Source organism: Bacillus pacificus (genome assembly GCF_020861345.1).
Taxonomy (GTDB): domain Bacteria; phylum Bacillota; class Bacilli; order Bacillales; family Bacillaceae_G; genus Bacillus_A; species Bacillus_A pacificus.
Genome location: NZ_CP086328.1, coordinates 330,728 through 354,424, shown reverse-complemented (window position 1 = coordinate 354,424; position 23,697 = coordinate 330,728). Strand labels below are relative to the sequence as shown.

Annotated in this window: 23 protein-coding genes and 1 other annotated feature; of the genes, 12 read left to right on the top strand and 11 right to left on the bottom strand. The window is 35.4% G+C overall.

The window, feature by feature from the left end; genetic code table 11:
* Nucleotides 1-33 precede the first annotated feature (33 nt).
* From LMD38_RS01670 to LMD38_RS01655, 4 genes are all read right to left on the bottom strand, one after another.
* A complete protein-coding gene (locus tag LMD38_RS01670) occupies nt 34-1,086 on the bottom strand; it encodes a M50 family metallopeptidase (RefSeq protein ID WP_227585529.1) in 1,053 nt (350 codons plus the stop codon).
* A 42-nt stretch (nt 1,087-1,128) separates the two neighbouring features.
* Nucleotides 1,129-1,839 (bottom strand): DUF3169 family protein, encoded by a 711-nt coding sequence (locus LMD38_RS01665; RefSeq protein WP_000240935.1) that lies wholly within the window; start codon nt 1,837-1,839, stop codon nt 1,129-1,131.
* Nucleotides 1,826-2,047 (bottom strand): helix-turn-helix transcriptional regulator, encoded by a 222-nt coding sequence (locus LMD38_RS01660; protein ID WP_000776164.1) that lies wholly within the window; start codon nt 2,045-2,047, stop codon nt 1,826-1,828. The genes LMD38_RS01665 and LMD38_RS01660 overlap by 14 nt, the downstream gene beginning before the upstream one ends.
* Before the next feature lie 202 nt (nt 2,048-2,249).
* Nucleotides 2,250-2,864, bottom strand: a complete 615-nt coding sequence (locus tag LMD38_RS01655) for a DedA family protein (RefSeq protein WP_227585515.1) — start codon at nt 2,862-2,864, stop codon at nt 2,250-2,252.
* A gap of 404 nt (nt 2,865-3,268) precedes the next feature.
* Between LMD38_RS01655 and LMD38_RS01650 the strand changes: the two genes are divergently transcribed.
* The 6 genes from LMD38_RS01650 (at nt 3,269) to LMD38_RS01625 (ending at nt 8,023) form a co-directional block, all read left to right on the top strand.
* A complete protein-coding gene (locus tag LMD38_RS01650) occupies nt 3,269-3,712 on the top strand; it encodes a DUF3978 family protein (protein WP_098921684.1) in 444 nt (147 codons plus the stop codon).
* 30 nt (nt 3,713-3,742) lie between these two features.
* Entirely contained in the window at nt 3,743-4,204 is a 462-nt protein-coding gene (locus tag LMD38_RS01645) for a L,D-transpeptidase (protein WP_000735048.1), read from the top strand.
* A gap of 364 nt (nt 4,205-4,568) precedes the next feature.
* Entirely contained in the window at nt 4,569-5,234 is a 666-nt protein-coding gene (locus LMD38_RS01640; protein WP_000148833.1) for a response regulator transcription factor, read from the top strand.
* Nucleotides 5,212-6,654: a sensor histidine kinase gene (locus LMD38_RS01635; protein ID WP_000201975.1), complete on the top strand. Its 1,443-nt coding sequence runs from the start codon at nt 5,212-5,214 to the stop codon at nt 6,652-6,654. The genes LMD38_RS01640 and LMD38_RS01635 overlap by 23 nt, the downstream gene beginning before the upstream one ends.
* Nucleotides 6,655-6,793: 139 nt before the next feature.
* The gene (locus LMD38_RS01630; RefSeq protein WP_000410497.1) at nt 6,794-7,696 is read left to right on the top strand and encodes an EamA family transporter; all 903 of its coding nucleotides are present in this window, start codon (nt 6,794-6,796) and stop codon (nt 7,694-7,696) included.
* 72 nt (nt 7,697-7,768) lie between these two features.
* Nucleotides 7,769-8,023: a hypothetical protein gene (locus LMD38_RS01625; protein ID WP_000154154.1), complete on the top strand. Its 255-nt coding sequence runs from the start codon at nt 7,769-7,771 to the stop codon at nt 8,021-8,023.
* 41 nt (nt 8,024-8,064) lie between these two features.
* Here the strand turns inward: LMD38_RS01625 and metG are convergent, their stop codons facing one another.
* Nucleotides 8,065-9,699, bottom strand: coding sequence for a methionine--tRNA ligase (gene metG, locus LMD38_RS01620; protein ID WP_227585516.1), 1,635 nt, complete (start codon nt 9,697-9,699; stop codon nt 8,065-8,067).
* 50 nt (nt 9,700-9,749) lie between these two features.
* Nucleotides 9,750-10,020: a binding site (T-box leader), on the bottom strand.
* Nucleotides 10,021-10,134: 114 nt separating this feature from the next.
* Here metG and LMD38_RS01615 point away from each other — a divergent pair.
* From LMD38_RS01615 to LMD38_RS01600, 4 genes are all read left to right on the top strand, one after another.
* A complete protein-coding gene (locus tag LMD38_RS01615; RefSeq protein WP_016718859.1) occupies nt 10,135-10,953 on the top strand; it encodes a class I SAM-dependent methyltransferase in 819 nt (272 codons plus the stop codon).
* 412 nt (nt 10,954-11,365) lie between these two features.
* A complete protein-coding gene (locus LMD38_RS01610; RefSeq protein ID WP_016718860.1) occupies nt 11,366-13,060 on the top strand; it encodes a methyl-accepting chemotaxis protein in 1,695 nt (564 codons plus the stop codon).
* A gap of 188 nt (nt 13,061-13,248) precedes the next feature.
* Nucleotides 13,249-14,940, top strand: a complete 1,692-nt coding sequence (locus LMD38_RS01605; RefSeq protein WP_073530962.1) for a methyl-accepting chemotaxis protein — start codon at nt 13,249-13,251, stop codon at nt 14,938-14,940.
* Between the two features lie 119 nt (nt 14,941-15,059).
* Complete coding sequence (locus LMD38_RS01600; RefSeq protein WP_000082521.1) at nt 15,060-15,377, top strand: metal-sulfur cluster assembly factor; 318 nt, start codon at nt 15,060-15,062, stop codon at nt 15,375-15,377.
* 42 nt (nt 15,378-15,419) lie between these two features.
* Here LMD38_RS01600 and nprB read toward each other — a convergent pair whose 3' ends face one another.
* The 6 genes from nprB to LMD38_RS01570 form a co-directional block, all read right to left on the bottom strand.
* Nucleotides 15,420-17,069, bottom strand: a complete 1,650-nt coding sequence (gene nprB, locus LMD38_RS01595) for a neutral protease NprB (protein WP_014893422.1) — start codon at nt 17,067-17,069, stop codon at nt 15,420-15,422.
* 153 nt (nt 17,070-17,222) lie between these two features.
* Nucleotides 17,223-17,921: a pirin family protein gene (locus LMD38_RS01590; protein ID WP_016718863.1), complete on the bottom strand. Its 699-nt coding sequence runs from the start codon at nt 17,919-17,921 to the stop codon at nt 17,223-17,225.
* Nucleotides 17,922-17,971: 50 nt separating this feature from the next.
* Entirely contained in the window at nt 17,972-18,382 is a 411-nt protein-coding gene (locus LMD38_RS01585; RefSeq protein ID WP_227585517.1) for a MarR family winged helix-turn-helix transcriptional regulator, read from the bottom strand.
* 112 nt (nt 18,383-18,494) lie between these two features.
* Nucleotides 18,495-18,929: a DUF3920 family protein gene (locus LMD38_RS01580; RefSeq protein WP_061183356.1), complete on the bottom strand. Its 435-nt coding sequence runs from the start codon at nt 18,927-18,929 to the stop codon at nt 18,495-18,497.
* A gap of 177 nt (nt 18,930-19,106) precedes the next feature.
* A complete protein-coding gene (locus LMD38_RS01575) occupies nt 19,107-20,306 on the bottom strand; it encodes a cation:proton antiporter (protein ID WP_000380216.1) in 1,200 nt (399 codons plus the stop codon).
* Nucleotides 20,307-20,804 carry a cation:proton antiporter regulatory subunit gene (locus tag LMD38_RS01570; RefSeq protein ID WP_001026069.1) on the bottom strand — a complete coding sequence of 166 codons (498 nt, stop codon included), beginning with the start codon at nt 20,802-20,804 and terminating at the stop codon, nt 20,307-20,309.
* Nucleotides 20,805-21,214: 410 nt separating this feature from the next.
* Between LMD38_RS01570 and LMD38_RS01565 the strand changes: the two genes are divergently transcribed.
* Together LMD38_RS01565 and LMD38_RS01560 are read left to right on the top strand one after the other, a co-directional pair.
* Nucleotides 21,215-22,648 carry an alanine/glycine:cation symporter family protein gene (locus tag LMD38_RS01565; RefSeq protein WP_000227573.1) on the top strand — a complete coding sequence of 478 codons (1,434 nt, stop codon included), beginning with the start codon at nt 21,215-21,217 and terminating at the stop codon, nt 22,646-22,648.
* Between the two features lie 336 nt (nt 22,649-22,984).
* Complete coding sequence (locus LMD38_RS01560; RefSeq protein WP_001041889.1) at nt 22,985-23,425, top strand: Dps family protein; 441 nt, start codon at nt 22,985-22,987, stop codon at nt 23,423-23,425.
* Nucleotides 23,426-23,697 lie beyond the last annotated feature (272 nt).

Below are 23,697 nucleotides of genomic sequence, written 5' to 3'. Positions count from 1 at the left end.
CGGCATAAGACGACATAGAAAAAAGAGGATACCTCACCCATCGTAAGATACCCTCTCTTTCAGCTGCTCAAACCATTCTCTCTCTAATTGTAAATATCCCATTTCACTCTTCTCAGCGCTCTTCAATTCTTTATCCGCTTTCCTCATATAAATGTTTGACGCTTCCATATCGCCCTCTAAATATTTAATAATTCCTTGTGTACGATAATATCCGTTTAGGTCCATTTTTGTAATAGCCTTCCCATGTTCCTTCGCTTCTTGCAAAGAAAGACGATCCATCTCATAAAGAGCTTTATATAAAAGGTACCAACTATGAAAACTACTAACGAAAAACTTATTTTCTTTCGTTACAGGTTGTCGAACAATTGGTTCTATATACGGTATCGCTCTTTCCATTCCCTCTTGATCAGCTCTAGCATAAAAAACGAGCATAAGTCCGCTCATTATATCTCTTATACTTTTATCCTCTTTTAATTTTTCCTCACTAAGCTCTATTAATCTCTCATCCCAATCTTTCGGCCTTTTATAACTAAATAATTCACTCGATACTTGAATGTTATATAAATGCTGCTTAGCCTTTTCATCATCTTTAATTAAAATAAGAAATTGCATGCCATCACTCAAAAACGTTCCTTTTATCGGTACGATTGTAGCTGCAAAAATCACAAAGTGTAAAACAGAAAAATATAAAAGATATTGATAATAACTCACCATGTATATGTAACCGGAAGTAATACCAAATAATAAACTCGTAATCGGTCCACCTAAAGTCATCCACGCCCATTTTTTTGAAAGATTCGGTGTCTCTATAGAAGGAGGCACTAACATCGCCACGCCTCCAAAGTACATCCACAATTTATTTTCTCGAATGCGTACTTTCCCCTTCTCTTTTTGAAAAGTAATCGGCCCTACTGTCATAAATTTAAAATTCAAACCACCTATTACACCAAACACTACATGTCCTAGCTCATGAATAGCTAGCACTAACAAAAAAATCCCAAATAATGCCCATATATCCAACATTACTTCTAATTTCCCAGTTCGGATTACTCCGTATAAAATGGACAAAACTAACGCCGCCGTCATAGAACCAGCTGGCCTTCTTAAAATATCCACCTTTTTCTCCCCTTAGTAAATCATTTTTCTATGCATTTCGTACATGAATTTTCCAAGATGCAATATCCAAATAAATGAGATTAAGCCAATTAATACAAAATTGATATCACTAGCCACAGTATATATAACGGCAGCCCACCATACATATGCCAATATTGTATTCGTAAATTCATAAGCTTTATATCCAGCCTCATGCACAATATGTTTTAATCCTTCATCTGCGTTTTTCGTCCACATTTTCATAGATTCCATATATGTTACACCTTGTTCAGGATATAGCTTATTATAACGATTTTTTGTTATGAGCCCACTAATCACTACAATAGTTAAACAAACGATAGAAGCTACTAAATTCCACACTGCAAATGAAACATTTGTATCCTGCAACAGTGCACGTCTACATGCAATAACTGCATATACAAACCATGCTTGCGTAACTATATCACCTACACGTAAATATATACTTATAATGCCTAATTTTCTGCCTTGTACACTCTCCTCTTCATCACGTGCCTCCGCTAACATACGTGTATTCTTCCAAGTGTAGTACATCATTAAGATTCCAAAAATGGTGCATATACCTATAAATGTATTAGATGATAATTTTCTCGGTTCATCCGAGAGTAAATCTAAAGCTATATAAGATGTTAAAAACCCACCCATCATACTTAATGCCATTTTCCCCACAAAATCAAATTGTTTTTTTCGCTTACTCTTCACCATCATCTTCCCCCTCCACCAACATAAATATTTCCTCCACCGGTACGTTGAAAATTTGTGCGATTTTTAACGACAATACGATAGATGGTGCATAATCCCCGCGCTCAATTAAACTAATCGTTTGCCGCGATGATCCAATCGCTTTCCCTAAATCCCCTTGTGATAAACGATGCTTTGCCCGCAATTCTCTCACTCGATTTTGAAGCTTCATGTCTTCCCTCTTTTTCATTTATTTAATCAAATTGTAAATAATACCCTTATTTTTGTCAATTATAATTGTCATTTTGACGTTAATAATTGACAATTATAACCTATGGGATTTTAAACTGATAAACAAACAAAAGCTTATTAAAATAAAAAAGGCAGTGCATCTGCACTGCCTTCCTAAATTCTGACATAGAATGGATTCCATATTAACTTGCGTTTTGTAAGAATGCTCGTTTTAACTGTTTGCGGAAACGAACTCCTAACGTAATTGCTACAATCGCAATCACTCCAAAAATAATTTTACCAATGTGACCTTCTAGCGCTCCAAAAATATCATGTAAGTTTCCACCTAACCAGTAACCACCGATTAAGAAGAATGATACCCAAAATAGAGCACCTGAGTAAATTGTAATTGCAAAACGGCGGAATGGTAAGTTAATAATTCCTGCAAAGTATCCTGTAAAGTGACGTACACCAGGAATAAAGAAACCGATAAAAATCAAGAAGTATCCATACTTATCAAACCACATTCTTGTTAAGTCGATTTTTCTTTGTGTTAAAAATACGTATTTCCCACACTTTTGAACAAAGGGCATTCCTAATTTATTTCCTAAAAAGTATTGGATTGTCATTCCTACACTTGTCCCAATAAAGGATAGGATAATTAAAATCGGTAAACTTAAATCACCCTTATGTGCTAAAAATCCCGCATATGCTAACGTTGGCTCTCCCGGAAACGGAAGTGCAATATATTCTAACAGCAAACCAACAAGTACAACATAGTACCCGTATTGCTGAAATAATTCATGAATCCATTCCATGTCATCTCTCCTTTCAATCACGTGCAACTTCTTACTAATATTGTATAAAAAAAATGTCGAAATAACTATCACAATAGCTTACATTTTTATTACATTTTTGTAAGGCTCTCACTAAACTTTTACGTTCATTATGTACTCTCATTTTAAAACAATTTAACAAGTATACACTGCGAAAAATTAGGGCCTTAATATGCACTTTTTATCCATTTTTTAACACTTAAAAATCGTTATATTTTGTTCTTAATAAAAAACCACTACAAACTCATACTAACTTCATATTAGCTTCATATAAGTATTGTAAGATTATATCGGAATTTGTTGAAAAATTTAACCAATATATGACTAAACATTAATTTGAATAAATATTAATCGCTTTTCGAAATTGAAAAAAGGGTGAATAAAAAATGGAAGCTTATAAAATGCACGATTTTATTAATACAAATGTTGAATCTCACCAAAATGAAACCGTTTTTAATTTGCACATATGTGAAACAAATGAATTTGACATAAGTTTAACAAAGTCTACAACACTGTCTTTTATCGTTTCAAAAAAGAACATTAAGATTGTTACGAAAAAATGGATTAATTCAAATCAAGAAAGCATGATTGGCAAAAGCTACATCATTCCAACGAAAGCTTTTCACTACTTCTTACCAATTATTTCTGAAACTGAAGATGAATTAAATATTCAAATTCAAAGTTTTGGACTACATGGCGAACTTTTATTAAATGAAAGATTACTTATTGATAAAAACAACAAACACAATGCCAAAATTACTACCTTCTTTGAAACATTAGATGAAAATGTAAATAAAGTATTACGAGGATTGCAAATTCATTGTATGTAAGACTACTACAATAGTAAAAAGGAGAACATAATGAAAAAACTATTATTAAGCGCACTATTATCATTAGGATTTTTAACTATTCCATTCACAAATGCTGAGGCAGCTGCAACAAATGATCAGCTTATCGTGAATACACAGTTAAATAAAATGGATTATTATCAAAACGGAAAATTCATAAAAAGTTTTACTGTCGCTACTGGAAAGGCAGCTACTCCTACACCTAAAGGTACTTTTCAAATCGTAAATAAAATTAAAAATCGTCCTTATTACACAGGCAAAATTAAAGGCGGCGATCCGCGCAATCCACTTGGTGACCGTTGGCTCGGACTAAACATGGCAGGAACTTACGGAACAACTTATGCGATTCATGGTACGAACAATAATCAGGCAATTGGTAAGTGGACAACATTAGGTTGTATTCGTATGTATAACAATGATATACACTGGTTATTTGAGCGTATTCCCCAGCAAGCTACTGTCACTGTAAAATAACCTCAAAGCGCGATTTACGTGTAGCCAAGAATTTTATGTCTTGGCTTATTTTATTTCTTCATTTACAGTAGCAAAACAACTGTATTTACATATATAATAGGAATAGATTGTGTTAGGTAACATCCAAACATTGATAAACATGGATATTAAAATTATACAGTTATAATATTTTATAAATTTTATAATACATACTATAATAGAATTACTGTAATTCTTAAATATTCAGTTTCACTAAACAACTCCCCTTGCTACTTTCATGATTATTTTATGGCAGGGGCTTATTATATGTATAAACAATCTGAGTCATCGAAAAAATGATGAATTCGAATATTGCAGTTAAAAGCGTTATTTAGGAGGTGTTACTATGACGCATATACTGGTGATTGAAGACAACCCAGATATACAAGAACTAATTCGTGAATTTCTAATGGCACAAAACTTTACTGTTGATGTCGTTGGTGCTGGAACAGAAGGTATACTTCTTTTCCAAAAAAATTCATACGATCTTGTCCTCCTTGATGTGATGTTACCAGATATAGATGGCTATAGTATTTGTAAAATTATGCGAGGACAATCTGATGTACCAATCATTATGTTAACAGGCTTACATAATGAAGAAAGTGAAATTAAAGGATTTGAATTAGGTATTGATGACTATATTACGAAACCGTTCCATTACACCGTATTTATTAAACGTGTAGAAGCTGTATTAAGAAGGGCAGCAACGAAGGAAGCCGAAGCTGCGACTATACTACAATTCCATGAATTGATGTTAAATTCTACAGCATACGCCGCTTATGTTCATGGTAATCAAATTGAATTGACAACAAAAGAATTTGAAATTATTTATACTTTACTGCAAAATCGAGGAAAAGTATTATCAAGAAGTGATTTGTTGAATAAGGTATGGGGCTATGAACATTATGGTGATGTAAGAGTTATAGATACACACATTAAAAACTTACGAAAAAAATTAGGAATTCCTTATATTAAAACGGTGAAAGGCATTGGCTACAAAATCGAATCGTAGCAAAGACAACATCACCAAAAATATTTTCATCAAAACCTTATTATTTTGTATTCTTTTATCACTTTGTCTTTATCAAGTTATTTACTTCTTAGCTTCAAACTACGATAAAGAACGTTTTGCGAAAGAAAATGGAACGCATACTACAGAACAAGCGGATTCAGATAAACAAAACGACCAAAGTAAAACGAATCAAAATAAAGCTGTATCACAGGGGGACATGTTTAATTTCCAATCTGCTATTATAGATTATAATTCTCTCTCTACAGCTATCAATCACCTTTTGCAGCCTAGCCAAACTGCAAAAGCAAAAGAACATACTCAAAATATTTCGGGGAAAAATAGCGCTTCTGCTCCACTTACAGAAACGGAAAAGCAAGTCGCTACTAATGATGCCTTACATAAACAAAATGCAGCAAGTAAAGCAAATGATGCACAAGATAATCCAAAATTAACAGATGTCCTGCAGCAATTAGCTCCACATATTGGCGCAACAATGCTTGCACTCTCTCTGCTTGGATCTTTAATTTATGCAAAACTAATTGCTAAACCTTTTCAATATATGAGTGATGCTTTAAAAGATATTATGAATCTTGATTTCTCAGATAAAAAGCTACTCAACAAAAATACTGATCAAACAGATTTTAATTTACAAGTAGCTGCTTCACAAATACCAAATATAGTGAAGAATTTGCATGCGAGCAATCAAGATTTAAGAAATGAACTCAAAAAGGAGCAACAATTAGAACAATCCCGTAAAGAATTTATGTCTATGGTTTCCCATGAATTAAAAACACCAATCGCAGCCGTTATGGGACAACTAGATGGCATGATTCACGGAATTGGAGCTTATAAAGATAGAGATAAATATTTAAAACGCTCCTATGAAATGATGCAAGACATTAACATATTAACGGAAAAAATGTCGGAATTATCCAAAATACAAAACCCTCAATTTAAACCTGATTTAAAAGTTATCTCATTAACTAATATTATTGAGGACGTTATGAAGAAAGTAGATTATTTCGTATCTGTAAAGCAGTTAAATGTTCAATCTAACATTAAACAAGATGTACAAGTTTTAGCTGATCCCAAATTTATTCAAACTGCCATTTTTAACATTATTTCAAATGCAATTCATTATACAATTGACCATCAGCATGTATATATAAAGCTTTATGAAAAGCCAAACGGTTACGCATTAGAAGTATTAAATACAGGTTCACAAATAGATGAGGATAAACTTGCCCATTTATTTGAGCCATTCTATCGCGCAAACCCTGACAAACACGGCTTAGTACAAGGTAGTGGTCTTGGGTTATACATTGTAAAACAAATACTAGATAAACATCAATTTCCTTATGGTATACAAAACACGCCTCAAGGTGTAAAATGTTCTATTGTATTCCCAAAAGCAATGTAAAAACCTACTACAATTTCATATCCCAAATTCATACTTCGTATGAGTGGCGGAATTTTGTAGAGTATATGACTCTGTTTCGTTCGCCCGTTATCCTTATTTGGATAGCGGGCGTTTTTTATTATGTAAAAGGGGGATTTTCATGGAGAAATTTAAGTATTCATTACTCGTTTTATTCGGAGCTTGTAGCTACGGCGTACTTTCAACTATTTTCAAACTCGGATTCATTGATGGATTTTCAGCCCATCAACTATTAGGAGGTCAATATGTCTTCGGATGGATCGGTCTTCTTCTGCTCGTTCTTTTCGTTTCACGTCATAAAGTAACAAAAAAGCAATTCTTTTCCTTACTAACAGTTGGCACAACGATGAGTATGACCGGTATCTTCTACGCTATTTCGGTAGAAGAACTACCAGCATCTATCGCTGTCGTCCTACTTTTCCAGTTCACATGGATTGGTGTCGTTATTGAAGCCATTGCAAATCGAACATTTCCAAGTCGTGAGAAAGTTATATCTATCATTATTTTATTTACTGGTACATTGTTTGCAGGCGGTGTCTTTGAAGGCCTCGGACAAAACTTTTCCACAAAAGGTATGATCTTTGGTCTATTAGCCGCTGTCTCTTTTTCATTCTATGTTTTTGCAAGTGGGCGTGTTGCTACAGAAGTTCCGCCTTATACGAAAAGCTTTCTTATGACAACAAGCGCTACTCTTATCGTATGTCTATTCTTCCCGCCAACCTTTTTAACAGACGGTGCTTTGCAAGATGGCCTATGGAAATATGCTTTCTTCCTCGGGTTGTTCGGCGTTGTCGTACCTGTCATTTGTTTTTCAATTGGCGTACCGAAAGTAGGAACAGGACTTGGTACAATACTAGGAGCAGCTGAATTACCAACGGCCATTATCGCTTCTATTACACTTGTACATGAAGTCGTAACGTTCATGCAGTGGATTGGGATCATCTTTATACTACTTGGAATTTTTACTCCTCAGCTACTTACCGCTAGGAAAGAAAAGAAACATAGTAGCGTGCATAGTGCATGAAAATAGAAACTTGCATATAAATGTAAATACAGTTACAATGTGGTATAATTTCAAATCTATTTGGAGGTATAAATGACTATTTTAAGCGTAGCCTTTTTTGCCATTATGTGTATCTTCTTCCTAATAAGATATATGAAAGAAAAGAAATTTTACGATGTGCTCCTCATTCCCATTTGCATATATGCTGGGGCAGTCAAAACCCCTTTGGTGGAGTACTTAAACTTTAATACCACATTCAAAATAACATATGATATTGCAGCTATTATTCTCGTAATCCTTGCTGTGCTGTTCTTCTTAAAGGATAAGAAAGAGAATCCTACTGCATAACAAAAGACCTTTCATATATTTGAAAGGTCTTTTTCTCTATCTCACTTTACTGCTCCATATAACTTCTCTATCTCACACTCAATTTGTTTTACATCAATCCGTTCAAATAGTGGCTGTACACTATCAATTCTATTCGGCAACGTGGTTTGAGGCTCCCAATTTCGGTTCACAATCGATAATGTGTTTCTAACTCTTTCACTTGAAAATGGTAAAAACGGTTCAAGGAGATTTACAAAATTAGCGATGAGATACACACAATTATAAATCGTTTCTTCGCATGAAACTGGATCATCTTCCCTTTGTTTCCAAGGCTGCCTCTCATCAAAGTATTTATTTGCAAAACGTACTGCATCAAATATTGATTCTAGCGCCACCTTAAATTTAGTTTGCTCAATCGCCTCTCCTACATGTTTATATAATCCTTCTATTTTATCTTTCAGCTCTACATCAATACTTCCCTTCGGCACGATACCACCATAGTACTTTTCAATAAATTTTAATGTTCGGTTCACAAAGTTTCCGTATGCACCTAACAATTCACTATTATGACTGTAAATAAATTCCCGCCATGAAAAGTCAGTGTCACGATTTTCTGGTGCGTTCACTGTTAAAAAGTAACGAATAGAATCCGGATCATAGCGTTCTAATATATCAGGCACCCATATTGCCCAGTTTTTACTTGTAGATAATTTTCTTTTTTCCACTGTTAAATATTCATTCGAAACGATATGACGAGGAATTGCCCCTTCTCCTATTCCAAGCAATACCGCTGGCCAAATGATAGAATGAAACGGAATATTATCCTTTCCGTGCACATAATATGTTTTCGCTTCTCTATCCCAAAACTCTTGATCATCTTTCCCTGTTTTTTCAGCCCAATGTTTACTCGCCGAATAATATCCTGTCACTGCTTCAATCCATACGTAAATTTTCTTATCTTCATACCCTTCTACTGGAATTGGTACCCCAATTGGTAAATCACGTGATACAGCCCTATCTAGTAACCCTTCCTTTACGTATCTTTCTGTTAGCTGAATTGCATTGTCGCGCCATGTTCCTGTTTGTTTTGCTGTTTCTACAGCCACTTTGATTTGCTCCTGAAATGTATGCAATGCGAAATAGAAATGCTCTGTTTCCTGTACGGATGGTGTACTACCACATAACTTACATTTCTTTTCTAACAAATCGAGTGGATCTAAAATAGCTGAACACGCATCACATTGATCTCCTCTTGCTGCTTCATGACAATGCGGACATATTCCTTCTACATAACGATCAGGTAAAAACTGCGTACACGTTTCGCAATATGCTTGTTCCACTGTTTTTTTATAAATATGGCCTTCTTCTAATAAACGTAAAAAAACTTTTTGAACCGTTTTATGATGGTGCTCACTATCTGTACGTGTATAGCAATCATACGTAAAACCAAGGCTACGAAAACATCGCTCAAACTCTTCATGATACTTATTAGCAATTTCCTTCGCCGTCACACCTTCTTGTTTTGCCCGAATTGCAATTGGTGTTCCATTACAATCACTTCCCGAAACATACAACACATTCTCACCTTTTGCCCGGTAATAACGTGCTAAAATATCTCCGGGTAACAAACTCGCAATATGTCCAAGATGTAGCGAACCATTTGCATACGGCCAAGCACCTCCAATAAAAATACTCATCTTACATTCCTCCTTTAAAATATAAAAAGCCCCGCCCTTATCTAAAAAAAGATAAGGGCGGGGCTGTATAAACAGTCGCGGTACCACCTTATTTCGCCAATTACTCACATAATTAGCCTTAACAAGTACGGGGCTATATGCTCTTATACTGTGGTTTTGATAACGAGTACCAACTCTCGTCGCCGCCTACTATTATCATTTCATAAGTTCAGGACGAAGCTCAAAGGCCATTGTTCAAATGAATATTCTTGCTTCTTCTCAGCTACCGAAGCTCTCTGGACAGAATGATTTCATTCTACTTTTCCTTTTCAACGCTTTTACGTATAACAAGTATTGTACGACTTAATAACAGAAAAATCAAACTTTTGTCCAAAAAGAAAAGGAAATCCCATCCTCCCGCCGAATACCTATACGTTCACAAAAGGAGTGATACGATTGAATCAAAAACAACTAAGCGCGCGGAATGAAAAAAGCTGGAATGCAGCTGCTTATGAAGCTTGGACGAATCGCCATGGGGCCCCAGCAGATTATGCAAAAAAGCTTATGGAAGATCCCATGCGCGAGGTAGATCACTATTTACCTTACATACAATCTCCAAAAGGAAAACGTATTATTAATTTACTCGGGTCAAAAGGAAATAAAGCTGTTGCTCTCGCTCTTTTAGGAGCTGACGTAACGGTTGTTGATATTTCAGCAAGTAATGCAAAATATGCAAATGAACTTGCGGACGCAGCAGGTGTCTCTATTCAGTATGTCGTTTCTGATGTATTACATGTGCAACTATCAGAGTCATTCGATATCGTATTGCTGGAACTTGGTGTACTCCATTACTTTCTCGATTTAAAACCGCTTTTTCAAAAAATTGCTACCTTGCTTAAGCAAGATGGAATGCTTATCCTTCGTGACTATCATCCTGTTTACACGAAATTATTAGGAGTCGACCACCCATCATTTCAGGCCAATGGAAATTATTTTGATGAAGAATTGATTGAAGATGATGTTGCTTATAGCATTCTTCTTACAGAAGCACAGAAAGAATCGCTACCTAAAACAACTATCCGTCGCTGGACGCTAGGAGAAATCATTACAACGCTCGCGGAAGCACATTTTAAAATTGAAAAACTAGTTGAAGAACACGGGCCACATCAAAGATGGGTCTTCCCTCCTACTGCACCGGAAGGAATGGAAGAACGTGTGCCAGGCCTATATACATTAATTGCAACAGCATGCAAAAAAGGATCCCTTCACGGATAGGATCCTTTTTGCATGCTCACGCATATAAGTTGAGGTTGGAGATTACCATAATTCTGTAGAATAGGACACAAGATATTTCAACATTTCGTCTCTGACTTACGTCGTCAAAAAGGGGTATGACCAACATAACGAAGAGTAATGTTATTAGTTGATACTGATAATCGTTATCAACTAATTAGAAGTATACATGATGTTTTTTCAAATTACAATAGCATTTCTAATTTTTATTTATGAATTTTTTGATATACAAATGTATACATTTTAAGAACATTTACTCATACTGATTTGCTATCTTCCATTATCTGCTATAATTTTCATTGAACAGATTAATAACTTCATAATAATGTTTTTATTAACTCTGTATTAACATTTATAAATCATAATAAATAGTTTTTAAAAGGTAGGGGTAACGATGAAATATGTTAGCATTCGAAAAAAACTACTGTTCACACTCTTAAGTATTTGTTCCTTATTTAGCATTGCTCTTATTGTTATTCTTTCATTCGCCATGAATCAAGCAAATGAAGTCGAAACCTTAAAAAATGATGTATCCAAAAGAGCAACCATTTTAAAAGAACGTGGCGATTGGTTCCAAGCACAAGTTGCTGGTTTACAAGAATATTTACTGTCACATGATCAAAAAGGATTGGATAAATTCAACCGAGAAGGAAAAAAACTAGCTGATACGAGAGAAAAAGTAACTAGTGATAAAAAACTTTCGGAAGGAATGAAAGAAGCCATTTTAATGGGTGGAAAATGGCGAAGCGTCATAGATAATGAAGTCCTCCCTCTCGCTCGCGAAGGAAAATGGGACGAAGCATCCAAAATCGCTTTAGCTCAAACCGATTATGTAAACGACCTTTTAAGTCGTTTTACGAAATATGCAAATGAAGAAAATGATAAACGTGACGCATTAATTGCTGACGTAGAATCTTCTTCATCTCTTATTCAATATATTATTTTCTTCTCACTTATTACATGTACAGTAACATCTATTTTATTAGCATGGTGGTTCTCTGGTAAACTCGTTAAACCGATACGACAAATTGATGAGAAATTAAAAGAATTAGCTTCTCAAGATGGTGATTTAACTGCTAGGCTGCACGTAACGAGTAAAGATGAAATCGGTGATATCGCCAATTCCTTTAATCAAATGCTCGCTAACTTACAACGTATCATACAACAAGTGCAACAAACATCAACAAGTGTAAAAGAAGCATCTGAAAATGTGTTTATTGAAACAACTGCTTCTATGGAAAATACAGCAAAAACGCAAGAAACTATGAATGCTCTTGAGCATAATATTCGTTCACAAGTCTCCAGCATCGAAGAAAGTTCAACTGCAATGGACGATATGGCAACGAGTGTTCAACGTATTGCAGAATCCGCCTCTTCTGTTGCTAGCCTAACTGTTACTACTTCAGAAAAAGCTGATAGTGGGAATAAAGTCATTGAGAAATCTATTACACAAATGCATACCATTAATGAAGCTGTGAACGCTACATCACAAGTAGTGGAACGACTCATTACACATACAAATCATATTGATACTGCACTTCAATCTATTTCTAATATCGCGGAACAAACGAATTTACTTGCTTTAAATGCTTCCATTGAAGCGGCTCGTGCTGGTGAACATGGAAAAGGCTTCGCTGTTGTTGCCGATGAAGTACGAAAGCTTGCTGAACAATCTCAGCTAGCAGCAACTGATATTAACCATTTACTTCATCAAATTCAAGCAGATACAAAAATAGCAAATGAAATGATGACGCAAGGTCAGTCAGAGGCTTCTGAAGGCATTACAGTCATTCGTACTGCAGGATCTTCATTCTCAGAAATTGTTAACCACATTAACAAAGTCTCTACACAAATGCAGGAGGTGTCTGCAACTGCTGAAGAAATGGCCGCAAGTTCTGAAGAAATGAATGCAGCTTTAAATAACATCGCTTCTATTTCAAGTGAAGTTGCCGCCGAAACATCACAAACAGCAACTTCAGCTGGTGACCAAGTAAACAAAATGAGTGTCGTTGCTAAAAAAGCATCTGAAATGAAAACGACCGTACAAGAACTTGAAGTTCTCGTTTCTCATTTTAAAACAAATGCTTAAAGTGAAAAAAGAGAGATTTACAATCTCTCTTTTTTCACTTTAAAATATCTCTTTCTATCTCTCATTCCGTCTGCTATAATTCCTAAAGGAAAGAAGAAAGCTTTATTCCAGACGGAGTAAAGCTTTCTTTCAATTTTTTACATTAATTAATTCTAATACTATGATTTCACAAAGGAGGATTTTATTATATGAGTTTTATTAGCATTCGAAAAAAACTAATGTTCATGATGGGAACGATTTGCGCTTTATTTGGAATCGCCTTAGCTTTTATTTTATTTTTTGCTATTGATCAATCTCGTCAAGCTGAAGCATTACAAAAAGAGATTTCCCCCCTTGCAACACAATTAAAAGAGCGCGGGGATGCTTATCAAGTACAGCTCTCTGCTTTAAGAGGGTATTTATTACAACATGATCAAGTTGAATTTGATAAGTTTAATTCGATGAGTAAAGAGCTTGAGAATACAAAAGATAAGCTTCTTTCTAATCCAAATGTTTCTGAATCTATGAAAAATACAATGGAATCAGGATCCACTTGGAGAAAATTTATTGAAGAAAAAGTTTTCCCTCTTGCAAAAGAACAAAAGTGGGAAGAAGCTTTACAAGTAGCTTATGCAGAAAATGGTACTGTTTATAAAGTAATTGGTGACTTCACAAATTATAGTAATGAACAAGCTAAGCTACGTGATCAATCTATCGCAAAAATTGATCAATCTTCACTACAAATTGAATATGTTGTCTTCTTATCACTTGTTATTTGTATTATCGTAGCTATCACACTTGCATGGTGGTTCTCTGGTAAACTTGTTAAACCAATTCAACAAATTGATAGCAAGCTAAAAGAATTATCATCTCAAGAAGGTGACTTAACAGCCCGCCTACAAGTAAATAGTAATGATGAAATTGGTACGATTGCAACATCATTTAATAAAATGTTAGAAAATCTACAACATATTATTAATCGTGTTCAAAAAACATCTGTGGAAGTACAAAACGCTTCTGAAAATATGCTAGAAAAAACGAATATATCACGTGAGGCAACAATAAAAGTTCAAAGCTCGATGTCTAGCTTAAATGCAAGTATTCAATCGCAATCTGCTAGCATGGAAGAAAGCTCAACTGCAATGGACGATATGACAGTAAGTGTTCAGCGCATTGCTGAATCTGCTTCATCTGTAACTGAACTTGCTGTAGCTACATCCGAACAAGCTAACGATGGAAATACTGTTATTCAAAAATCTGTTTCACAAATGACAACGATACACGACGCGGTAAATGCTACGTCAGAAGTGGTCGAACGTCTAATCACTCATACAAAATATATTGATACAGCTGTACAATCTATTTCTAATATCGCAGAACAAACAAACTTACTTGCTTTAAACGCCTCTATTGAAGCAGCTCGTGCTGGCGAACAAGGAAAAGGTTTCGCTGTCGTAGCTGACGAAGTTCGAAAACTTGCTGAACAATCTAAAACAGCGGCAACAGATATTAACCAGCTACTACATCAAATTCAACAAGACACTGAAACTGCTAACTCTATGATGTCACAAGGCCGTTCGGAAGCATCTGAAGGCATTCATGTTATTCGTGAAGCTGGCAATTCTTTCACAACAATTGTAGAACAAGTAAACAAAGTATCTACTCAAATGCAAGACATCTCAGCAACTGCTGAAGAAATGGCTGCAAGTGCTGAAGAAATGAACGCTTCACTGAATAACATCGCTTCTATTTCTACTGAAGTATCTAGTGAAACAGCAGCAACAGCACAATCTGCTGAGAAAAAAGTCGTTACGATGAATGAAATGACACAAACAGCTAAACAAATGAAACAAACAGTTGAAGAATTAGATCAACTCGTATCTCATTTTAAAACTGAATAGCCATTCCAAAAATATTCCTCTTCCAAGAGGAATATTTTTTTGAGCTCATTTCCTGCACTTTATACATATATCCGTTATAATGAGAATCGATATCATTAATATGTAGGGGGGTGCTACACATGTCACAACAAGCATTTGAAGAAAAGTTATATGCAAACTTAGAAGCTGTTATTGACCCTGAACTCGGTGTTGATATTATTAATCTTGGATTAGTTTATGACGTTACAGCAGATGAAAATAATAATGCTGTCATTACGATGACGATGACTTCTATCGGTTGTCCAATGGCTGGGCAAATTGTATCAGACGTTAAAAAAGTATTATCAACGAACGTACCTGAAGTCAATGAAATAGAAGTAAATGTCGTATGGAATCCGCCCTGGTCTAAAGAACGTATGTCACGTATGGCGAAAATCGCATTAGGTATTCGCGACTAAATACAGAAAGACCTGACATCCTAGTCAGGTCTTTTTCTCTTATTATTTTACGCCTACTGCATCATAAGCTTTCGTTACAGCTTGTACAGCTTTAGAGTTTTTACCATATAAATCTTCAGCTGACTGAAGTGCTGCTTGACGCATCATCTTAAAGTCAGAGTTTGCAGTTAAATATTTCGTAAGAGCACGGTAATAAATTTTTTCTGTCGCTTCACGGCCTACTCCTGTTACTTTCACGCCGTAATGCTCCCCGCCTTCAGATACTAAGTATGCAGCTTTATTGTTAATGCTACTGTTAATATGAACGCCGCCATTATCAGCTGTTCCAGTGTAGCGTTTATTGTAATGATCTGGGTAACCTTCACCTGGTTTTAATGGGTTTGGAATAGACGCTGGATCTTTCAATGAACGAAGTGCATCACCAGGTTTACCAGGTGTATAAATGTCAGCACCTAAATCCCAGCTCTTCTTCTCAACCATAACACCCATAATATCAGATAACGATTCATTTAACGCACCCGGCTCATTTTTATAAACAAGATTTGCTGTATGCTCAGTGACAGCATGCGTTAATTCGTGACCGATAACATCTAGTCCAGCAGATAATGGAATGAATGTTTTACCATCGCCATCACCATACATCATTTGCACACCGTTCCAAGCTGCGTTATTCCAGCTTTCTCCAACGTGAACAGTAGAAATTAGCTTCGCACCTTTATCATCGAAAGAGTTACGATTAAATGTCTTTTTGTAGTAATCATATACTTTCCCTGCATTTACATGCGCATCAACTGCCGCTTTATCTTCGAAGAACTTAGATTTACTCTTAACTTCTTCTCCCGTATACCCAAGAATTTGTGAGAATAGATTAAACCAGTTTTCGTCCATATTCTCTGCATCAAATGTATGGATACCTTGTCCTCGTTTACCATCAAATAAGTTGAATTCTCCTGTTTTCGTATCTTGAGCAATTTCAAATGATTGTTTACCGCCCAATACTCCGTAACCAAATCCTGTAATGTTATCTACAGCGTTATATTTCTCAATCACATTTCCATTTGTCGCATCAACAAAGTAATGCCAATACCCTGGAGCTGGCTTTGAAATCGATGCTTTCACTAAGTATGCAAGATAGTAATTCCCATCTTTTTCATACACATATAAATCTTTTTTCACACCGTCATAATTTTTTACTTTACCAACTTCTTTTTCAATATCTGCCTTTGCAATTGTTTCTGCTTGCTCTGCACTAATCTTTGCAAATGCAGGAATATTTTTATCCTCTAAATTCGGAATAACTTGTCCGAAGAATGCTTTTACATTATTCTCTTTATCTAGTGTAACTGTTTGATCTGAACCGTACACAGGAATGTTATTATGTTTCTCAACTAGCTTCACGTGTGTTGTACCGGATTCAGCATCTTTTTCTTCCCCAACGACATTAAAGTGTTTATCCATATTTCCTGCTAATTTGAACATATCTTTCTTACTCTCTAAATATTGAAAGACCGTTTCTTTTTTATCTAGTCCTTCCGGCGCTTTCCATTCTTCACCTATGTATGCAGGCGTTTTAAATTCTTGATGGTATTGAATTTTTTGTTCTTCCGCTTTCGTTGTCGTTGCTCCAAATGTTCCAAATCCCCCGGCGATAACAGTTAACGCTAATGCTGATGAAATGACTTGCTTTTTCACTATAACATTCCCCATTCCCATAAAGATTTTTGACACTTTTATACAATTCTTGTTTTTCAAGTTGATACCTTTCCCTAAAATTTGAGAAAGTTTTTTCTGACAATTCCACTCAAAAAAAGAGGACATCTATCGGATGTCCTCTTTTCAAACCTTTTATTGTTTTTTCAATTCAATTGCTAAATAGTGAGATTGCTCTTTCGCTACAATATGAATATCTTCTTCTATCGCTTCTGCCGCATCACGCATAACAAGTGTCTCACCATTGATTACACTACTACCTTCAATTTGTACAAGATACAATTGACGGCCTTCTTTCACTGGAAAATGAATTTCTTTTCCAGCATGTAACGATAAAGCATATAAATTCGCATCTTGATGAATTTGAATTGGTGCCCCGCCTTCTACTTGAGATACCATATGAAACCATTCATTTTCACGCTTGTTCCAATCAAATTTAAACTCACCATAGTTTGGTTTATGGTCCGCGCGATCTGGTAAAATCCAAATTTGTAGTAAACGTAATGTTTCATTTCCTAAATTATGCTCACTATGAAATACACCCGTACCCGCACTCATATATTGAACATGTCCACGCTCAATTGTTCCGCGGTTCCCCATGCTATCTTCATGTGTTAAAGCACCGTCTACAACGTACGAAATGATTTCCATATCGCGGTGGGGATGCATATCAAAACCAGTTTGCGGTGCTACTAAGTCATCATTAATTACACGTAATGCACCGAAGTTCATGTTATTAGGATTATAATAATTTGCAAATGAAAAATGAAAATGTGTATTTAACCAACCGTGATTTGCTCTTCCCATATTTTTATGATCAACTTTTCTAAACATATCCTTCACCTCATATTATCTCAAATTCGAGATTTATTTTAAAATTTTTCTCACTGTAACTTTTTTAGTAATTGTAGTAATTGATGTTGTTCTTCTACATTTAAATTTTGAAACTGCTCCGCTTGGAATGTTTCTTGAGGCGGAACGATTTCTTCATATAAAGCTCTTCCCTTTCCTGTTAACGAAATATATTTCGTAGTACCTTCTCGTTCACGACGAATCCACTCGAGCTGCTCCATTTTATTTAAAAGCTGCGTAATATTTCCCTTCGTAACAAATAGCTTATTTCCAAGCTCTTGCTGCGTTAAACGACCATGCCCTCCAACTTGAGCTAGTACATCAAACTGAGCGGCAGATACTTTCCATTCTTTCAAATGCTGATTTGTCTCACGAATACTTTTGTTATAAAAACGTGATAAACGAAACCATAGTAGTAAACCTAGTCTATCTTCTGTTTTCATTTCATCACCTCGCTCGTTTCATACCATTAGTTTAGAACTAAACTTTATAAAAGTCAATTACTTATTTTTAGTAAGAAGCAAAGAAAGCACAGCGCTATTTCTCCACTATGCTTTACATTAACTTTCTATTTTTATATTCATCTAACTTCCTCTCCGCGAACTTGCTCGCATCTTTCTCAATCCATCTATCTTCGTACAATTCACTTCCAACATACAATACTTCGCTCTTATGCTGCATCGCATGACGAAATTCATGTAGCAATGTTTTAAGGACTTGCTCATACTCCTCCCACATACAAACAAAAATTAATTGTTTTTCTTTATGATAAAAACCACCTACCGGGAATAAAAATTCCTCTTCTTCTTCTCCTAGTGATAAAAGGACATGATTCGCATCACACGTATCACAAAAAATAACCGGTGTTTTACATACTTCAATCAGTGAAAATAAATCGTCTCTAAGCCTTTTGACATCCCAAGGAAGCTCCGAATCCAACACATACCAATTCTCCACCTGTTGATATACATTTTGAAACTGGAGTTCCATTTCTCTTTATTCCCCTTTCCAAGCACCCTTTTTCTATATGTATGCCACAATATGGTAAATATTAAACATATTCTTTCATCCTTGAAAAAATACCAATAAAAAAGGAACCTATGCCGACATAGATTCCTTTTCCATAATCACTTTTTCATACATATCTTTTACTTTTATTTTTTTAACTTAGTTAGTCTTCGTATCCCACTTAAAGACTTTATTTAAAAATTTATATACATTCTTTGACTCTTTTGTCAGAAGTGGACCTAAGATAGATAGTATAAGCACGTATAGTGCTGAGAATGGCTTCAAGACTGACATTAAACCACCAGCGATACCGATATTGGCCATAATGATGGAGAATTCTCCTCTTGAAACGATTGTTAATCCAATATTTGTTGACGCTTTATGAGATAATCCAGCTTGTCGTCCTGCAATCATCCCTGCTATAAAGTTCCCGATGATTGTAAGAAGAACTGCACCTAACGTTAACCATATCGCTCCGCCCAATGAGAACGGATCAATGCTTAATCCGAAACTGAAGAAGAAAATAGCTCCGAAAAAGTCTCTAAATGGAACAACGAGATGTTCAATTCTGTCACTATGCTCTGTCTCAGAGAAAACTAATCCTAAAAGAAGTGCTCCAATTGCTTCGGCAACATGAATTGTTTCCGAGAATCCTGCAATAAAGAATAATGAAGCAAATACTACAATAATGAAAATTTCATCCGAACTAATATTAAGCAATTTATTTAATAACGGCGTCGCTTTTCTAGCTACAATAAAGAATAGAAGCATATATCCTAAAGCAATTCCAATTGAAGTAAGGGCACCTAAGAATGAAGCGTGATCCCCTAGAACTAATCCAGAAACGACTGATAAATATACAGCAAGGAATATATCTTCGAACATGATAATTCCTAAAATTAATTCGGTCTCATTATTACCAGTTCTTCTTAAATCCACTAACACCTTTGCAACGATAGCGCTAGAAGAAATCGTAATAATACCCGCAATAATTAAGATTTCTAGTAAAGGGAATCCCATGATAAATCCGTACAATAACCCAAGTGAAAAGTTAATTAAAATATAGATCGTTCCGCCAATCGCAATAGAACGTCCAGATTTAATTAATTTTTTCATCGAAAACTCTAGTCCTAGATAGAACAGAAGGAACAGAACTCCAATCCGTCCAAGGAAGGAAATGACACTTGCACTTTCAATAAACTTGAAATCGATCACACCTATTGTCGGCGCGTGTGGCCCCACTAACATCCCAAGAACAATTAAAAACGGAATGACTGAGAATTTAAACTTTCCAGCAATTACTGCTGCAATTGCAACTAATACTAACGCTGTACCAACTTCAAAAATTAACGTATCCATCTAGTCAGTCCCCCTATTCGAAAGTAACTCATTAATAATTTTTTTAATTTCTTCTCTCTCACCTGAAACTACAAGCATATCGCCTTCCTCAATTACTGTTTCTGGTCCTGGATTAAATAGCTTTTTCATATTCTTTTTCATAACTGCAATAATCGTTACGCTATATGTTTTTCTTATTTCCAGATCGCCGATTGTTTTTCCGATTGCTGGCGCAGCATTCTCCACTTTAAACCACTCAATCGCCAAACCTTCAAAAACCATTTCAACATTTTCTAATGCTCTCGGCTTATATACCATTCCACCTAATATGGCTGCAATTTGTCTTGCCTCTGAGTCACGTAATGAAATACTTGAGATACTTTCTTCATGGTCTGAATCAAAATGATACATTTCTCTACGCCCGTCATCATGAATAACAATCACCATCTTCTCGTTACCTTTCGTAACGATTTGAAACTTATAACCAATACCCGGAAGTTCACTTTCTCTAATATTCATATTTAGCTCCTCCACAACAATTTTTATTTGAATTTTCTGTTTTTCTGCCTTTTATTCATCCAATCAACTTTAGAAACTCTAACCATTCAGGATACCTGTGATTTGGAAATCTTTTATTGTAATAATAAGTGGCTCCTAAAAAGATACTTAAAGATGTAATGATAAAAAATATATTACTTCTCATTTTCAAACTCTTAAGGCTTACTTTCAATAAAGTTTCTTCTTTCAAATTATCCCCTCTTTCTCGCTTTACATTTAGTTTTTTAAAATGGAAACAATTCTAAAAATATTACGATGTAACATAATCATAACATAAAATAACTTTAAGTAACATAACTTTTTAGAAAAATTGATTCTCATATATTTTTTGCATATAATTTTCTTATTACGGAAAAAAGGAAGTGTATTATATGGTTGATATCTTTAGCAGATTCCTTGAGGTAACGAATAATATTTTATGGTCATATATTCTTATTGCAATGCTAATCGGCTTCGGTCTTTATTTTTCTTTTAAATTAAAATTTGTCCAAATTACTCATTTCGGTGAGATGGTCGGTTTAATTAGTAAAGGATTTAATCGAAAAGAAAAAAAGAAAGATAGCATCTCTCCGTTCCAAGCATTTTGCTTAAGTGCAGCAGCACGTATCGGTATCGGAAATTTAGCTGGTGTAGCATTAGCTATTTCAATGGGTGGACCTGGCGCAGTGTTTTGGATGTGGTTTATCGCCATCCTTGGAGCAGCTACTAGTTTCGTAGAATGTACGCTCGCGCAAATTTATAAAGTAAAAGATGGAAGCAGATTCCGTGGTGGACCCGCATATTACATGGAAAAAGGATTAAACAAACGCTGGATGGGTGTTTGGTTCTCACTTCTTATTACAGTTGCATACGGATTAATTTTCAATTCTGTACAAGCAAATACAGTAACAATTGCATTTGAAAATGCTTTTGGACTAGAGCGAACGATCGTAGGAGCTCTATTAGCTTTATTAGTTGCAGTTATTATTTTCGGTGGCATTAAGAGCATTTCACGTATTACGGAAATGATTGTTCCTCCAATGGCAATCATTTATATTGGTGTGGCTATTTTTGTCGTGATTAACAACTTTACTATGTTACCAAGCATTTTTATGGAAATATTTAATGGTGCATTCGGTTTAGACCAAGCCATCGCTGGTGGTATTGGAGCAGCAATTAAGTACGGAATTCAGCGCGGTCTATTCGCAACAGAAGCAGGTATGGGTAGCTCCCCTAACGCAGCTGCAACATCAGATGTATCTCACCCTGTAAAACAAGGACTTGTTCAAGCATTAGGTGTTTTCGTAGACACATTCTTAGTATGTACATCAACAGCATTTATCGTATTATGTTCTGGACTTTACAAAGGTTCAAATTTAAAAGGTATCGAATTAACACAAAATGCATTAAGTTCACAAATTGGACCGTGGGCAAGCACTTTCTTAGCGATTATTATTTTCCTATTCGCTTTCAGTTCTTTACTAGGAAACTACTATTATGGTGAAACAAATATCGCATTCATTAAAGAAAGTAAAACATGGTTAATGATTTATCGCGTGGCAGTTGTCGGAATGGTATTCTTCGGATCAATCGCTGCCCTTCAAACAGTTTGGAGCTTAGCTGATTTATTCATGGGACTAATGGTATTCACAAACTTAATTGCCATCTCATTCCTAAGCAAATTCGCCTACGCAGCATTAGTAGACTATATTAAGCAAAAGAAACAAGGAAAAGATCCTGTTTTCGTTGCAAGTTCTATCCCTGGCTTACAAAATACAGAGTGTTGGGATGGACAGGATATAGAAGAAAAACAGAAGGCTGTGTAATAATTAAAAGCGGAGGCGGCTCGTCCAGAATCGCAGACTATTTGGAGCTCTCGACCTTGAAGCGCTTTTTGCTTCGAGCGAGAGAGCGAAATGACCGGAGATTCTAGCCGCTGGAGCTGGATATCACTAAAAGTGAAAGCAGCTCGTTTAGAACAACAGCTATATATCAAACAAAATCCCTATTACTTCAACGTAATAGGGATTTTTATTTACAACAGTTCATAATTTGTTCAAATTAATTCCAGCAAAAGGGTTGATTTATACGAATTACTAGATTATAATAATTATAAATTAGTAATTGATATCACATAACAACTCAAAAGGAGATTGATCATAATGAACAAACAAGTAATCGAAGTATTAAACAAACAAGTAGCAGACTGGAGCGTTTTATTCACAAAATTACACAACTTCCATTGGTACGTAAAAGGACCTCAATTCTTCACATTACATGAGAAATTCGAAGAACTTTACACAGAATCAGCTACTCACATCGATGAAATTGCAGAACGTATTTTAGCAATTGGCGGCAAACCAGTAGCAACAATGAAAGAATACTTAGAAATATCTTCTATTCAAGAAGCAGCATACGGAGAAACTGCAGAAGGGATGGTCGAAGCAATCATGAAAGACTACGAAATGATGCTAGTCGAACTGAAAAAAGGCATGGAAATCGCTCAAGACTCTGATGACGAAATGACATCTGACCTACTACTAGGCATCTACACAGAACTAGAAAAACACGCTTGGATGCTACGTGCGTTCTTAAATCAATAATAATTAAAAGCGGAAGCGGCTCGTTCAGAGTCGCTTTTTTCTATGGAATGGTCGCGCGTATCAGTACATGAAATTTATATCAACGATTTTCCCTATATATCAAGGATTTTTCAAATATATCAACGATTTTTTCATTATATCGACGATTCGACATAGGATATCGACTTACCGACAAATCACGACAAGATCTGTGTCCCTCTCCCCTACTTTCATCAATATATTACAATCTCTTTTATGTTAAAATATAGTAACATAGATTCAAAAAAAGCTTT

Bases quoted from the DNA above. Each gene is read 5' to 3' on its own strand.
- LMD38_RS01650 (WP_098921684.1), top strand. From the start codon at position 3,269: ATGGAAGCTTATAAAATGCACGATTTTATTAATACAAATGTTGAATCT.
- LMD38_RS01655 (WP_227585515.1), bottom strand. From the start codon at position 2,864: ATGGAATGGATTCATGAATTATTTCAGCAATACGGGTACTATGTTGTA.
- LMD38_RS01610 (WP_016718860.1), top strand. From the start codon at position 11,366: ATGAAATATGTTAGCATTCGAAAAAAACTACTGTTCACACTCTTAAGT.
- LMD38_RS01625 (WP_000154154.1), top strand. From the start codon at position 7,769: ATGACTATTTTAAGCGTAGCCTTTTTTGCCATTATGTGTATCTTCTTC.
- LMD38_RS01600 (WP_000082521.1), top strand. From the start codon at position 15,060: ATGTCACAACAAGCATTTGAAGAAAAGTTATATGCAAACTTAGAAGCT.
- LMD38_RS01570 (WP_001026069.1), bottom strand. From the start codon at position 20,804: ATGAATATTAGAGAAAGTGAACTTCCGGGTATTGGTTATAAGTTTCAA.
- LMD38_RS01640 (WP_000148833.1), top strand. From the start codon at position 4,569: ATGACGCATATACTGGTGATTGAAGACAACCCAGATATACAAGAACTA.
- LMD38_RS01565 (WP_000227573.1), top strand. From the start codon at position 21,215: ATGGTTGATATCTTTAGCAGATTCCTTGAGGTAACGAATAATATTTTA.
- LMD38_RS01575 (WP_000380216.1), bottom strand. From the start codon at position 20,306: ATGGATACGTTAATTTTTGAAGTTGGTACAGCGTTAGTATTAGTTGCA.
- LMD38_RS01630 (WP_000410497.1), top strand. From the start codon at position 6,794: ATGGAGAAATTTAAGTATTCATTACTCGTTTTATTCGGAGCTTGTAGC.
- LMD38_RS01590 (WP_016718863.1), bottom strand. From the start codon at position 17,921: ATGTTTAGAAAAGTTGATCATAAAAATATGGGAAGAGCAAATCACGGT.
- LMD38_RS01585 (WP_227585517.1), bottom strand. From the start codon at position 18,382: ATGAAAACAGAAGATAGACTAGGTTTACTACTATGGTTTCGTTTATCA.
- LMD38_RS01665 (WP_000240935.1), bottom strand. From the start codon at position 1,839: ATGGTGAAGAGTAAGCGAAAAAAACAATTTGATTTTGTGGGGAAAATG.
- LMD38_RS01580 (WP_061183356.1), bottom strand. From the start codon at position 18,929: ATGGAACTCCAGTTTCAAAATGTATATCAACAGGTGGAGAATTGGTAT.
- LMD38_RS01660 (WP_000776164.1), bottom strand. From the start codon at position 2,047: ATGAAGCTTCAAAATCGAGTGAGAGAATTGCGGGCAAAGCATCGTTTA.
- metG (WP_227585516.1), bottom strand. From the start codon at position 9,699: ATGAGTATTTTTATTGGAGGTGCTTGGCCGTATGCAAATGGTTCGCTA.
- LMD38_RS01560 (WP_001041889.1), top strand. From the start codon at position 22,985: ATGAACAAACAAGTAATCGAAGTATTAAACAAACAAGTAGCAGACTGG.
- LMD38_RS01645 (WP_000735048.1), top strand. From the start codon at position 3,743: ATGAAAAAACTATTATTAAGCGCACTATTATCATTAGGATTTTTAACT.
- LMD38_RS01670 (WP_227585529.1), bottom strand. From the start codon at position 1,086: ATGACGGCGGCGTTAGTTTTGTCCATTTTATACGGAGTAATCCGAACT.
- LMD38_RS01605 (WP_073530962.1), top strand. From the start codon at position 13,249: ATGAGTTTTATTAGCATTCGAAAAAAACTAATGTTCATGATGGGAACG.